The organism is Cupriavidus sp. 2TAF22, from assembly GCF_052115045.1.
GTDB lineage: Bacteria > Pseudomonadota > Gammaproteobacteria > Burkholderiales > Burkholderiaceae > Cupriavidus.
Genome location: NZ_JBFRFX010000024.1, coordinates 1 through 12,481 on the forward strand (window position 1 = coordinate 1; position 12,481 = coordinate 12,481).

A 12,481-nucleotide genomic window follows, 5' to 3' on the forward strand; every position below is an offset into this window, starting at 1 on the left:
ACCAGGCCACCAGCCAGCGCCTGGACGACCTGAACGACCCGTACCGCCTGTTCCGTTGCCACAGCATCATGAACTGCGTCGACGTCTGCCCGAAGGGGCTGAATCCGACCAAGGCCATCGGCAAGATCAAGGAGCTGATGGTTCGCCGCTCGGTCTGACCGCGCGGTGGTTGTAAGCGGCGCGTCAGTCCGGGCTATCAATATGCAGTCCGGACCGGCGCGCCGGAAGTAGGGACCTATGACCGAAAGTGTTTCCCCCAGTTTCTCCCACCAGGCCGATCCGCACCGGCGTGCGCGACTGCGCTGGCGCGCGCGGCGCGGCCTCCTGGAGAACGACATCATCGTCGAACGTTTTTTCAACCGTTACGAAGAAAGCCTCTCCGACCAGGACGTGGCCGCGCTCTCTGAGCTGTTCGAGCTGAGCGACAACGAGTTGATGGACCTGCTGCTTGCCCGCAAGGAGCTGGACGGTGAGCTCGACACGCCCCCGATGCAGCGCGTCATCTCCATGCTGCGTTCGGTCTGAGTATCGTCAACATTATTAGTCAAGCATTTGAAGGAACCGACATGACACCGTCCGATGTGAAAGCCACGCTATCGTTTTCCGATGGTACCCCCAGCGTTGAGCTGCCGATTTACACCGGTACCGTAGGCCCGGACGTGATCGATATTCGCAAGCTGTACGGTCAAACCGGTAAGTTCACCTACGACCCCGGTTTCATGTCGACGGCTTCTTGCAATTCGAAGATCACCTATATCGACGGCGACAAGGGCGAGCTGCTGTACCGCGGCTACCCGATCGAGCAGCTGGCCACCAAGTGCGATCACCTGGAAACCTGCTACCTGCTGCTCAAGGGCGAACTGCCCAACGCCAAGCAGAAGGAAGAATTCGTCGGCGCCGTGATGAACCACACCATGGTTCACGAGCAGATGCAGTTCTTCCTGCGCGGCTTCCGCCGCGACGCGCACCCGATGGCCGTGCTGACCGGGCTGGTGGGCGCCATGAGCGCGTTCTACCACGACGCCATGGACATCGACGATCCGCACCAGCGCGAAATCTCGGCGATCCGCCTGATCGCCAAGATGCCGACCCTGGTCGCCATGGCCTACAAGTACAACATCGGCCAGCCGTACGTCTATCCGCAGAACGACCTGTCCTACTCGGGCAACTTCATGCGCATGATGTTCAGCACCCCGTGCGCACCGTACACCGTGAACCCGGTGCTCGAGCGCGCCCTGGACCGCATCTTCATCCTGCACGCGGACCACGAGCAGAACGCTTCGACCTCGACCGTGCGCCTGGCCGGCTCGTCGGGCACCAACCCGTTCGCCGCCATCGCCGCCGGCGTGGCCTGCCTGTGGGGCCCGGCTCACGGCGGYGCCAACGAGGCRGCGCTSAAGATGCTCGAGGAAATCGGCGGCGTCGAGAACATCACCGAGTTCATCAAGCAGGTCAAGGACAAGAACTCGGGCGTGCGCCTGATGGGCTTTGGCCACCGCGTGTACAAGAACTACGACCCGCGCGCCAAGCTGATGCGCGAAACCTGCCACGAAGTGCTGAACGAACTGGGCCTGCACAACGACCCGCTGTTCAAGCTGGCGATGGAGCTGGAAAAGATCGCGCTGGAAGACGAGTACTTCGTCAGCCGCAAGCTGTACCCGAACGTCGATTTCTACTCGGGTATCGTGCAGCGCGCGCTGGGCATCCCGACCTCGCTGTTCACCTGCATCTTCGCGCTGGCCCGCACCCCGGGCTGGATCTCGCAGTGGGAAGAGATGATCACCGATCCGGAGTACAAGATCGGCCGTCCGCGCCAGCTGTTCAACGGTGCGGCCAGCCGCGACGTGCCGGATATCGGCAAGCGCTGATCTTCGTCCCGGGCGGCCGTGCGGCCGCCTGTGGCAGCGCAGCAATACCAGACGCCCCGGCTTGCCGGGGCGTTTGTCATTCAAGGCCGAGGTCGGCTTGTGCGTTGCGGGAGGATTATTGCCGGAAAGGTGGCGAAGTCGGCAATTTCCGATGATTTGTGCTGTGGTTATGCCAATATGATCCGCATTAATTGTGCGAATTTGGCGTCAGGCAGGAGGTTTGACCCTGTAATGCGGGCTGCTTTGCCGACGGCAGCCGGGCCACCCTTCCGGACTGCGTCGCGGCGAGCGGGGCAGGCGAATCACCTGCGCAATAGAGAACGCATCAACGTTGTCTTCCGAACCAAGGCCCTCCGCCACTGCGGGGGGCTGACACATGCCGGGCCCCGCACACGCTTTCTCTTGTCTTCGTCGGCCCGTCTTCCGCGTCTCGGGCGTCTTCTCGGTAGTAGCTCGCGGGTGTTGTTCGATTGCGCAGGTCATGTCGCCTCAAGCCCATGACCAATAAATAATCGAGGAGCTCCTGATGACGCTGTCCCGTCTTACGTCCATCTCCCTGGCCACCGCACTGGTGGCCTTCGGCGCCGCCGCCAACGCGGAAACCATCAAGATCGCCATCGCCGGCCCCATGAGCGGCTCGGTTGCCCAGTACGGCGACATGGTCAAGGCTGGTGCGCTGACCGCCATCGAACAGATCAACGCGGCCGGCGGCGCCGGCGGCAACAAGTTCGAAGTGGTGCTGATGGACGACGCCTGCGAACCGAAGCAGGCCGTTGCCGTCGCCAACAAGATCGTGAGCCAGAAGATCAAGTACGTGATCGGCCACGTGTGCTCGGGCTCCACCATCCCGGCCTCGGACATCTACGAGAACGAAGGCATCGTGATGGTGACGCCGTCGGCGACCGCGCCGCAGCTCACCGAGAACAAGAAGCGCAAGTTCATCTTCCGCACCATCGGCCGCGACGATCAGCAAGGCCCGGCCGCCGCCCAGTACATCATCGGCAAGGTCAAGCCCAAGAAGGTCGCGATCCTGCACGACAAGCAGTCGTACGGCCAGGGCATCGCCTCGTCGGTGAAGAAGGACCTGGAAGCCGCCAAGATCCCGGTGGCCGTGTTCGAAGGCATCAACGCCGGCGACTCCGACTACTCCGCCGTGATCACCAAGCTGAAGTCGCAGGGCGTGGACTTCGTCTACTTCGGCGGCTACCACCCCGAAATGGGCTTGCTGCTGCGCCAGGCGCGCGAGCAGGGCGTCAAGGCGACGTTCATGGGTCCCGAAGGCGTGGGCAACAAGGACGTGACGGCCATCGCCGGCCCGTCGTCGGAAGGCATGCTGGTCACGCTGCCGGCCGATTTCTCCGCCGACCCGGCCAATGCCGCGCTGGTCAAGGCGTTCGCCGACAAGAAGCGCGACGCCAACGGCCCGTTCCAGATGCCGGCGTACGCCGCGGTCCAGATCATCGGCGACGCCATTGCCGGCGCCAAGAGCACGGACCCGACCAAGGTTGCCGCCTATATGCACAAGAACGCTTTCCAGACCCCGATCGGCAAGGTCGAGTACGACGCCCAGGGTGATCTGAAGTCGTTCAAGTTCGTCGTCTTCACCTGGCACAAGGACGCCACCAAGACTGCTGCCAACTAAGCCGCACTCCGGCTTCGCGCGCCCCGCCCGGAACACCGGCGGGGCGTTTTGGTATCGGGCTGCCGGCCCGGCCGGCCCGCGCTCCACGGCATGACCGCGGCGCGGCGGGGCATTTCCGGTTTCAAAGTTATGGGGCTTCCCGCATGAACGAGTTCCTTCCACAGTTCACCCAGCAGCTGGTCAACGGCCTGACGCTGGGTGCGATCTATGCGCTGATCGCCATCGGCTACACCATGGTCTACGGCATCATCGGCATGATCAATTTTGCCCACGGCGAGATCTACATGATCGGTGCCTATGTGGGCCTGGTGACGCTCACCGCGATCGGCGCGCAGGCGGGCTATCCGCTGCCGCTGGTGCTGGGCGCCGCCTTGCTGGTATCGGTGCTGGTCACCGGCCTGTACGGCTTCGCCGTCGAGCGGGTGGCCTACCGGCCCTTGCGTGGCGGGCCACGGCTGGTGCCGCTGATCTCCGCCATCGGCATGTCCATCTTCCTGCAGAACTACGTGCAGATCGGGCAGGGCGCGCGCGACGTCTCCGTGCCCGTGCTGATCTCCGGCGCCATCGAGTTCCAGATGGGCAGCGACTTCACCGTGACCGTGCCGTATTCGCGCCTGCTGATCGTGGGCGTGACGCTGGTGCTGATGATCGCGCTGACGCTGTTCATCGGCCACTCGCGCATGGGCCGCGCCTGCCGCGCCTGCGCCGAGGACATGCGCATGGCCAACCTGCTTGGCATCGACACCAACCGCGTGATCTCCTTCACCTTCGTGCTCGGCGCGATGCTGGCGGCGGTGGGCGGCGTGCTGATCGGCCTGAGCATTGGCAAGCTCAATCCCTTCATCGGCTTCGTGGCGGGCATCAAGGCCTTCACCGCGGCGGTGCTGGGCGGCATCGGCAGCATTCCCGGCGCCATGCTGGGCGGCGTGCTGCTGGGCCTGGCCGAGACCTTCGCCACGGGCTACATGCCGGCCGAGTACAAGGACGTCGTTGCCTTCGGCCTGCTGGTGCTGATCCTGCTGTTCCGCCCGACCGGCCTGCTAGGCAAGCCGGACGTGGAAAAAGTCTGAGGAGCGCGAGATGAGAAACGATGCATCCATGGGGCAATCCCTCAAGAACGCCATCACCGCGGCCGTCATGACCGCCATCCTCACGGTGCCGATACTCGGGCTGCAGCTCAAGCTCGAAGGCTACAAGGTGGTGTTCGAGCCGCACTGGCAGCCGGTCTGGCTGGCGGTCGGCGCGGTATTCCTGTTCCAGCTGTTCAAGCCGCTGTTCCAGCGCGCCGGCGCCGGCATCAAGCTGCCGAGTGTGCCAGCGCTGGGCGCCGGGCAGCAGCGCAAGGCGATCTGGCTGCTGCTGGCCGTCGGGCTGGTGTTTCCGTTCTTCGGCTCGCGCGGCGCGGTGGACGTGGCCACGCTGGCGCTGATCTACGTGATCCTCGGCCTCGGGCTGAATATCGTGGTGGGCTACGCCGGGCTGCTCGACCTGGGCTACGTGGGCTTCTACGCGGTGGGCGGCTACACCTATGCGCTGCTCAACCAGTATTTCGGCCTGACGTTCTGGGAGTGCCTGCCGATCGCGGCCGGCATGTCGGCGACCTTCGGTTTCCTGCTGGGCTTCCCGGTGCTGCGCCTGCGCGGCGACTACCTGGCCATCGTCACGCTGGGCTTCGGCGAGATCATCCGCCTGCTGCTCAACAACCTGACCAGCCTCACCGGCGGCCCGGACGGCGTCTCGGGCATTCCGAAGCCGAGCGTGTTCGGCATCGAGATGGCGCGCAGCGCCAGCGTGGAGGGCGTGAAGACGTTCCATGAGCTGCTCGGGTGGGAATACAGCGGCGAGCACATGGTGATCTTCCTCTACCTGCTCGCGCTGCTGCTGGTGGCGTTCACGCTGTTCGTGACGAGCCGGCTGATCCGCATGCCGATGGGGCGCGCGTGGGAAGCGCTGCGCGAGGACGAGATCGCCTGCCGCTCGCTGGGCCTGAACCCGACCCGCATCAAGCTGTCGGCGTTCACGCTGGGCGCGGCCTTCGCCGGGCTGGGCGGCGCCTTCTTCGCGGCGCGCCAGGGCCTGGTCAATCCCGAGTCGTTCACCTTCATCGAGTCCGCGCTGATCCTGGCGGTGGTGGTGCTGGGCGGCATGGGTTCGCAGCTGGGCGTGATCCTGGCCGCCATCCTGCTGACCGCGCTGCCCGAGGTGGCGCGCGGCTTCGCCGAATACCGCATGCTGATCTTCGGCCTGGTGATGGTGCTGATGATGATGTGGCGTCCGCAGGGCCTGCTGCCCGCGAGCCGCCCCCATGTGGAGTTGCCGCAATGAGCCAGGCACAGCAAGTACAACAGGCGCAACCGGAACTGCTGAAGGTCTCCGGCCTGCAGATGCGCTTCGGCGGCCTGCTCGCCGTCGACGGCATCGATTTCGACGTGCGCCGCGACGAGGTGTTCGCCATCATCGGACCGAACGGCGCCGGCAAGACCACGGTGTTCAACTGCGTGGGCGGCTTCTACAAGCCCACCGCGGGCGAGGTCACGCTGGACGGGCATTCAATCGCCCGCCTGCCGAGCCACCAGGTGGCGCGCCGCGGCCTGGTGCGCACCTTCCAGAACATCCGGCTGTTCAAGCAGCTCACGGTGGTCGAGAACCTGCTGGTGGCGCAGCACCTGCAGGTGCGCGCCGGGCTGCTGCGCGGCCTGTTCGCCACGCCGGCCTACCGCCGTGCCGAGCGCGAGGCGCTCGAGCGTGCCGCGGTGTGGCTCGAGCGCATGGGCCTGCGCCATGTCGCCAACCGCGAGGCGGGCACGCTGTCCTACGGCCACCAGCGGCGGCTCGAGATCGCGCGCTGCATGATCACCAACCCGCGCCTGCTGATGCTCGACGAGCCGGCCGCCGGCCTCAACCCGCAGGAGAAGGTCGAGCTGTCGCGGCTGATCGACCAGCTGCGCCGCGAGTTCAACATCTCGGTGCTGCTGATCGAGCACGACATGAGCCTGGTGATGGGCGTGTCCGACCGCATCCTGGTGATGGAGCACGGCCGCCCGATCGTGATCGGCAAGCCGGCGGAAGTGCGCAACGACCCGCGCGTGATCAAGGCCTACCTGGGAGAGGACTAAATGCTGAAGCTGGAACAGGTCCATACCCACTACGGCGCCATCGAGGCGCTGTCCGGCGTATCGATCGAAGTGAACAAGGGCGAGATCGTCACGCTGATCGGCAGCAACGGCGCCGGCAAGACCACCCTGATGATGACGGTGTGCGGCTCGCCGCGCGCCTCGAGCGGGCGCGTGCTGTTCGAAGGGCAGGACATCACGCGCATGCCCACCCACGAGATCATGCGGCTCGGCATGGCGATCTCGCCGGAAGGGCGGCGCGTGTTTCCCAGCCTGACCGTGCTGGAGAACCTCAAGATGGGCGGCTTCTTCGGCAAGCGCGACGAGGTCGAGGCGGGCATCGAGCATGTCTACACGCTGTTCCCGCGCCTCAAGCAGCGCTCGGGCCAGCGCGCCGGCACCATGTCCGGCGGCGAGCAGCAGATGSTSGCGATYGGCCGSGCGCTGATGASSCGGCCGCGCCTGCTGCTGCTCGACGAGCCCACGCTCGGCCTGGCGCCGCTGGTGATCGCGCAGATCTTCGACATCATCCGCACCATCCGCGCGGAGGGCGTCACGGTGTTCCTGGTCGAGCAGAACGCCAACAAGGCGCTGGGCGTGGCCGACCGCGGCTATGTGCTGGAAACGGGGCGCGTGGTGCTGGCCGATACGGGCGCCAACCTGCTGGCCAACGACCGCATCAAGAGCGCCTACCTGGGCGGCTGACCTCTGGCGCTCTTCCCCACGGCGGGGGAGGGCGCCAGCCCCTTTTCGCCATCGGCGAAATCCCCCTTTCGCCAATCACATTACATCGACAGGCCCGATCCGCCCGGGCGGGGCCCGGCCGCGCGGTATCGCTGTGGCATAATCGATTGTGATGTCAAGCATCGCTGCAAGCTGCATTTCCTGCACGCATTTGCCGCGACAAAACCTCCCCGCAAACTACCGCGCGACGCCGCCAACCGTGCAGTACCGAACGGTCCCGGCCCGCCCTCCTGCATCATGGCCAAGACGCTTTACGACAAACTTTGGGATGACCACACCGTGCACGTCGAGGACGACGGCACGACGATGCTGTATATCGATCGTCATCTGCTGCACGAAGTCACCAGCCCGCAGGCATTCGAAGGCCTGAAGATCGCGCAGCGTCCGGTCTGGCGCATCAGCGCCAACCTGGCCGTGTCGGACCACAATGTGCCGACCACCGACCGCACCCAGGGCATTGCCGACCCGGTCTCGAAGCTGCAGGTGGACACGCTGGACGCCAATTGCGATGCGTACGGCATCACCCAGTTCAAGATGAACGACCTGCGCCAGGGCATCGTGCACGTGATCGGGCCGGAGCAGGGCGCCACGCTGCCGGGCATGACGGTGGTGTGCGGCGACTCGCATACCAGCACGCATGGCGCGTTCGGCGCGCTGGCGCACGGCATCGGCACCTCCGAAGTGGAGCACGTGCTGGCCACGCAGACGCTGCTGGGCAAGAAGGCCAAGAACATGCTGGTGCGCGTGGAAGGCAAGCTGCCGCGCGGCTGCACCGCCAAGGACATCGTGCTGGCCATCATCGGCAAGATCGGCACCGCCGGCGGCACCGGCTACACCATCGAGTTCGCCGGTTCGGCCATCCGCGAGCTGACCATGGAAGGGCGCATGACGGTGTGCAACATGGCCATCGAAGCTGGTGCCCGCGCCGGCCTGGTGGCCGTGGACGACATCACGCTCGACTACGTCAAGGGCCGCCCCTTCTCGCCGCAGGGCGTGGAATGGGACCATGCAGTGGCCTACTGGCACACGCTGCATTCCGACGCAGGCGCGCATTTCGACCAGGTGGTGGAACTGCGCGCGGAAGACGTCCGCCCGCAAGTGACCTGGGGCACTTCGCCCGAGATGGTGGTCAGCATCGAAGACCGCGTGCCGGATCCCGAGAAGGAGAAGGACCCGAACAAGCGCAACGCCATGGAGCGCGCGCTCGAGTACATGGGGCTGCAGCCCAATGTGCCGGTCGACAGCATCAAGATCGACAAGGTCTTCATCGGTTCCTGCACCAACAGCCGCATCGAGGACATGCGCGCCGCGGCGTGGGTCGTGCAGAAGCTGGGCCGCCGCGTGGCCGGCAACGTCAAGCTGGCGATGGTGGTGCCGGGCTCCGGGCTGGTCAAGGAGCAGGCCGAGCGCGAAGGGCTGGACAAGGTCTTCAAGGCCGCCGGTTTCGAATGGCGCGAACCGGGCTGCTCCATGTGCCTGGCCATGAACGCCGACCGCCTCGATCCGGGCGAGCGCTGCGCATCGACCTCGAACCGCAACTTCGAAGGCCGGCAGGGCGCGGGCGGACGCACGCACCTGGTGAGCCCGGCGATGGCTGCCGCGGCCGCCATCGAGGGCCATTTCGTGGACATCCGCCAGCTCGGCTGAACCGCCGGCCCAAGGCAACAATACGCGCAGTCCCATCATGAAACACGCCCTGATCGTCCTCGCATGCTTCGGCATGCTGCAACTCGCCGGCTGCCACACCATGGCCGGCGTTGGCAAGGACACGCAGGCTGTGGGCCGTTCGCTCGAGAACGCGGCCCGCAAGTAAGGAACCGACCATGGACAAGTTCACTGTACACAGCGGGCTCACGGTGCCCCTGGACCGCGAGAACGTCGACACCGACGCCATCATCCCGAAGCAATTCCTCAAGTCGATCAAGCGCACCGGCTTCGGCCCGAACCTGTTCGACGAATGGCGCTACAAGGACGTGGGCGAGCCCGGCCAGGACAACAGCCGCCGTCCGCTCAACCCGGACTTCGTGCTGAACCAGCCGCGCTACCAGGGCGCGTCGATCCTGCTGGCGCGCCGCAACTTCGGCTGCGGCAGCTCGCGCGAGCACGCGCCGTGGGCACTCACGCAATACGGCTTCCGCGCCGTGATCGCGCCGAGCTTTGCCGACATCTTCTTCAACAACTGCTACAAGAACGGCCTGCTGCCGGTGGCGCTGACCGAGTTGCAGGTCGACCACCTGTTCAACGAGACCAACGCGTTCAACGGCTACAAGCTGACCATCGACCTGGACAAGCAGGTGGTGCTCACGCCGGGCGGCGATGCCTATGCGTTCGACATCGCGCCGTTCCGCAAGTACTGCATGCTCAACGGCTTCGACGACATCGGCCTGACGCTGCGCCATGCCGACAAGATCAAGGCATACGAGGCGGAGCGCGTGACGAAGATGCCGTGGCTGAACAACCGCGTGGTCGGCTGAGCCGCCGCAGATCGCCGAAGACAATACAAGGAAGACACAGCATGAAAATCGCAGTCCTGCCGGGTGACGGCATCGGTCCCGAGATCATCGCGGAGGCCGTCAAGGTCCTGAACGCGCTCGACGAGAAGTTCGAGCTGGAAACCGCCCCGGTGGGCGGCGCCGGCTACGAGGCCAGCGGCCATCCGCTGCCCGACGCCACGCTCAAGCTGGCCAAGGAAGCCGACGCCATCCTGTTCGGCGCCGTGGGCGACTGGAAATACGACAAGCTCGACCGCCCGCTGCGTCCCGAGCAGGCCATCCTCGGCCTGCGCAAGCACCTGCAGCTGTTCGCCAACTTCCGCCCGGCGATCTGCTATCCGGAGCTGACGGGCGCTTCGAGCCTGAAGCCCGAGCTGGTGGCCGGCCTGGACATCCTGATCGTGCGCGAGCTCAACGGCGACATCTACTTCGGTCAGCCGCGCGGCATGCGCGAAGCACCGGACGGTCCTTTCCAGGGCGCGCGCGAAGGCTTCGACACCATGCGCTACAGCGAGCCGGAAATCCGCCGCATCGCGCACGTGGCCTTCCAGGCCGCGGCCAAGCGCGGCAAGAAGCTGTGCAGCGTGGACAAGGCCAACGTGCTCGAGACCTTCCAGTTCTGGAAGGACATCGTGATCGAAGTGCACAAGGAATACCCCGAAGTCGAGCTGTCGCACATGTACGTGGACAACGCGGCCATGCAGCTGGTCAAGGCGCCCAAGAGCTTCGACGTGATCGTCACCGGCAATATGTTCGGCGACATCCTGTCGGACGAGGCAGCCATGCTGACCGGCTCGATCGGCATGCTGCCGTCGGCTTCGCTGGACGCCAACAACAAGGGCCTGTACGAGCCGTCGCACGGCTCGGCGCCGGACATCGCCGGCAAGGGCGTGGCCAACCCGCTGGCCACCATCCTGTCGGCGGCGATGATGCTGCGCTACTCGCTGGGCCGCGCCGGGCAGGCCGACCGCATCGAGAACGCGGTCAAGACGGTGCTGGCCCAGGGCTACCGCACCGGCGACATCCTGACGCCGGGCTGCAAGCAGGTCGGCACGCGCGAGATGGGCGACGCCGTCCTGGCGGCCCTGTAAGCGGCGTGCGCCAAGGATCAAGGCAGTAAGTTGAAAAGGCGTCCCATGTGGCGCCTTTTCTTCTGGTTTTCTTTAATTTGTCCCCGATTTCCCGCGTGTGGCACTGCCGCAAAATCGTGTAGACTTTGTCGATGGTCCGAATCTTCCAGTCCCCCTCGACTGCCAGCGCCCTCCTGACTGCTACCCGCAGCCCGGCCGGCCTGGGTTCGCACGGCCACCCGCTTACCGCAACGACGATTAAAACCATTACCAAAACGATCGGCTAGATCGTTCGTCGTGCCTGCTCGTCTTCCCCGCGCAGTCACGTCGGGCGAGGAAAGCGCGGGGAAGTTCAAATCACATCCGAGGTAAGTCATGATTGTAGGTCTCGTCGGTTGGCGAGGAATGGTCGGCAGCGTCCTGATGCAGCGCATGCAGGAAGAGCGTGATTTCGACCATATCGAGCCCGTATTCTTCAGCACGTCCAACGCCGGCGGCCAAGCCCCGGCCATGGCCAAGAACGAAACCACGCTGAAAGACGCCAACGATATCGATGCACTGCGCAAGTGCGATGTCGTCCTCACCGCCCAGGGCGGCGACTACACCAACGAAGTCTTCCCGCAGTTGCGGGCGGCTGGCTGGAAGGGCTACTGGATCGACGCGGCGTCTTCGCTGCGCATGAAGGACGATGCCATCATCGTGCTCGACCCGGTCAACCTCGGCGTGATCAAGGATGCGCTGTCCAAGGGCGTGAAGAACTTCGTCGGCGGCAACTGCACGGTCAGCTGCATGATGATGGGCCTGGGCGGCCTGTTCCAGCACGACCTGATCGAGTGGATGACCTCCATGACCTACCAGGCGGCCTCGGGCGGCGGCGCGCAGCACATGCGCGAACTGCTGACCCAGTTCGGCACGCTCAACGCCTCGGTCAAGCCGCTGCTGGACAATCCGGCCTCGGCGATCCTGGAGATCGACCGCACCATCCTGGCGACCCAGCATGGCCTGTCGGCAGACGAAACCAAGCAGTTCGGCGTCCCCCTGGCCGGCAACCTGATCCCCTGGATCGACAAGGACCTGGGCAACGGCGTGTCGAAGGAAGAGTGGAAGGGCGGCGCCGAGACCAACAAGATCCTGGGTCGCGGCGAAGGTTTCGTCGGTGCGACCGGCGCCTCGCCGATCGCCGTCGATGGCCTGTGCGTGCGTATCGGCGCCATGCGCTGCCACTCGCAGGCGCTGACCATCAAGCTGCGCCGCGACGTGCCGCTCGATGAGATCGAAGGCATGCTGGCCGACAACAACCAGTGGGCCAAGGTCGTGCCGAACACGCGCGAGGCCAGCGTGACCGACCTCACGCCGGCTGCCGTCACCGGCACGCTGACCATCCCGGTCGGCCGCCTGCGCAAGATGCAGATGGGTGGCGAGTACCTGTCGGCCTTCACCGTCGGCGACCAGCTGCTGTGGGGCGCCGCCGAGCCGCTGCGCCGCATGCTGCGCATCCTGATCGAAGCCTGACGGGGTTTGCCGCCCGGGCCGCCGGAGAAGCCATGTCTCG

At 65.4% G+C, this 12,481-nt stretch carries 12 protein-coding genes and 1 pseudogene; all 13 read left to right on the forward strand.

Features of this window, described 5'->3' with window-relative positions:
* Positions 1 to 158: pseudogene (sdhB, locus tag AB4Z48_RS25975) on the forward strand (succinate dehydrogenase iron-sulfur subunit); the annotation flags it as partial.
* Between the two features lie 79 nt (positions 159 to 237).
* Entirely contained in the window at positions 238 to 525 is a 288-nt protein-coding gene (locus AB4Z48_RS25980) for an FAD assembly factor SdhE (protein WP_441619291.1), read from the forward strand.
* A 41-nt stretch (positions 526 to 566) separates the two neighbouring features.
* Positions 567 to 1,868, forward strand: a complete 1,302-nt coding sequence (gene gltA / locus AB4Z48_RS25985) for a citrate synthase (RefSeq protein WP_441619293.1) — start codon at positions 567 to 569, stop codon at positions 1,866 to 1,868.
* A gap of 526 nt (positions 1,869 to 2,394) precedes the next feature.
* Positions 2,395 to 3,510 (forward strand): branched-chain amino acid ABC transporter substrate-binding protein, encoded by a 1,116-nt coding sequence (locus AB4Z48_RS25990; RefSeq protein WP_441619295.1) that lies wholly within the window; start codon positions 2,395 to 2,397, stop codon positions 3,508 to 3,510.
* Positions 3,511 to 3,653: 143 nt separating this feature from the next.
* Positions 3,654 to 4,580 (forward strand): high-affinity branched-chain amino acid ABC transporter permease LivH, encoded by a 927-nt coding sequence (livH, locus tag AB4Z48_RS25995; protein ID WP_441619297.1) that lies wholly within the window; start codon positions 3,654 to 3,656, stop codon positions 4,578 to 4,580.
* 10 nt (positions 4,581 to 4,590) lie between these two features.
* Positions 4,591 to 5,835: a high-affinity branched-chain amino acid ABC transporter permease LivM gene (locus AB4Z48_RS26000; RefSeq protein ID WP_441619299.1), complete on the forward strand. Its 1,245-nt coding sequence runs from the start codon at positions 4,591 to 4,593 to the stop codon at positions 5,833 to 5,835.
* Positions 5,832 to 6,626 (forward strand): high-affinity branched-chain amino acid ABC transporter ATP-binding protein LivG, encoded by a 795-nt coding sequence (livG, locus tag AB4Z48_RS26005; protein ID WP_441619301.1) that lies wholly within the window; start codon positions 5,832 to 5,834, stop codon positions 6,624 to 6,626. The genes AB4Z48_RS26000 and livG overlap by 4 nt, the downstream gene beginning before the upstream one ends.
* Entirely contained in the window at positions 6,627 to 7,328 is a 702-nt protein-coding gene (locus AB4Z48_RS26010) for an ABC transporter ATP-binding protein (protein ID WP_441619303.1), read from the forward strand. It abuts the gene before it with no gap.
* Between the two features lie 276 nt (positions 7,329 to 7,604).
* Positions 7,605 to 9,014 carry a 3-isopropylmalate dehydratase large subunit gene (gene leuC / locus AB4Z48_RS26015; protein WP_441619305.1) on the forward strand — a complete coding sequence of 470 codons (1,410 nt, stop codon included), beginning with the start codon at positions 7,605 to 7,607 and terminating at the stop codon, positions 9,012 to 9,014.
* 37 nt (positions 9,015 to 9,051) lie between these two features.
* On the forward strand, positions 9,052 to 9,180 hold the full coding sequence (locus AB4Z48_RS26020; RefSeq protein ID WP_441619307.1) for an entericidin A/B family lipoprotein: 129 nt from the start codon (positions 9,052 to 9,054) through the stop codon (positions 9,178 to 9,180).
* 10 nt (positions 9,181 to 9,190) lie between these two features.
* The gene (leuD, locus tag AB4Z48_RS26025) at positions 9,191 to 9,841 is read left to right on the forward strand and encodes a 3-isopropylmalate dehydratase small subunit (RefSeq protein ID WP_441619308.1); all 651 of its coding nucleotides are present in this window, start codon (positions 9,191 to 9,193) and stop codon (positions 9,839 to 9,841) included.
* A gap of 41 nt (positions 9,842 to 9,882) precedes the next feature.
* Positions 9,883 to 10,950, forward strand: a complete 1,068-nt coding sequence (leuB, locus tag AB4Z48_RS26030) for a 3-isopropylmalate dehydrogenase (protein WP_441619310.1) — start codon at positions 9,883 to 9,885, stop codon at positions 10,948 to 10,950.
* Positions 10,951 to 11,304: 354 nt separating this feature from the next.
* The gene (gene asd / locus AB4Z48_RS26035; protein WP_441619312.1) at positions 11,305 to 12,441 is read left to right on the forward strand and encodes an aspartate-semialdehyde dehydrogenase; all 1,137 of its coding nucleotides are present in this window, start codon (positions 11,305 to 11,307) and stop codon (positions 12,439 to 12,441) included.
* Positions 12,442 to 12,481 lie beyond the last annotated feature (40 nt).

Coding starts and splice junctions, on each gene's coding strand:
- AB4Z48_RS25990 (WP_441619295.1), top strand. CDS start 2,395: ATGACGCTGTCCCGTCTTACGTCCATCTCCCTGGCCACCGCACTGGTG.
- asd (WP_441619312.1), top strand. CDS start 11,305: ATGATTGTAGGTCTCGTCGGTTGGCGAGGAATGGTCGGCAGCGTCCTG.
- leuC (WP_441619305.1), top strand. CDS start 7,605: ATGGCCAAGACGCTTTACGACAAACTTTGGGATGACCACACCGTGCAC.
- livH (WP_441619297.1), top strand. CDS start 3,654: ATGAACGAGTTCCTTCCACAGTTCACCCAGCAGCTGGTCAACGGCCTG.
- livG (WP_441619301.1), top strand. CDS start 5,832: ATGAGCCAGGCACAGCAAGTACAACAGGCGCAACCGGAACTGCTGAAG.
- AB4Z48_RS26020 (WP_441619307.1), top strand. CDS start 9,052: ATGAAACACGCCCTGATCGTCCTCGCATGCTTCGGCATGCTGCAACTC.
- AB4Z48_RS25980 (WP_441619291.1), top strand. CDS start 238: ATGACCGAAAGTGTTTCCCCCAGTTTCTCCCACCAGGCCGATCCGCAC.
- leuB (WP_441619310.1), top strand. CDS start 9,883: ATGAAAATCGCAGTCCTGCCGGGTGACGGCATCGGTCCCGAGATCATC.
- leuD (WP_441619308.1), top strand. CDS start 9,191: ATGGACAAGTTCACTGTACACAGCGGGCTCACGGTGCCCCTGGACCGC.
- AB4Z48_RS26000 (WP_441619299.1), top strand. CDS start 4,591: ATGAGAAACGATGCATCCATGGGGCAATCCCTCAAGAACGCCATCACC.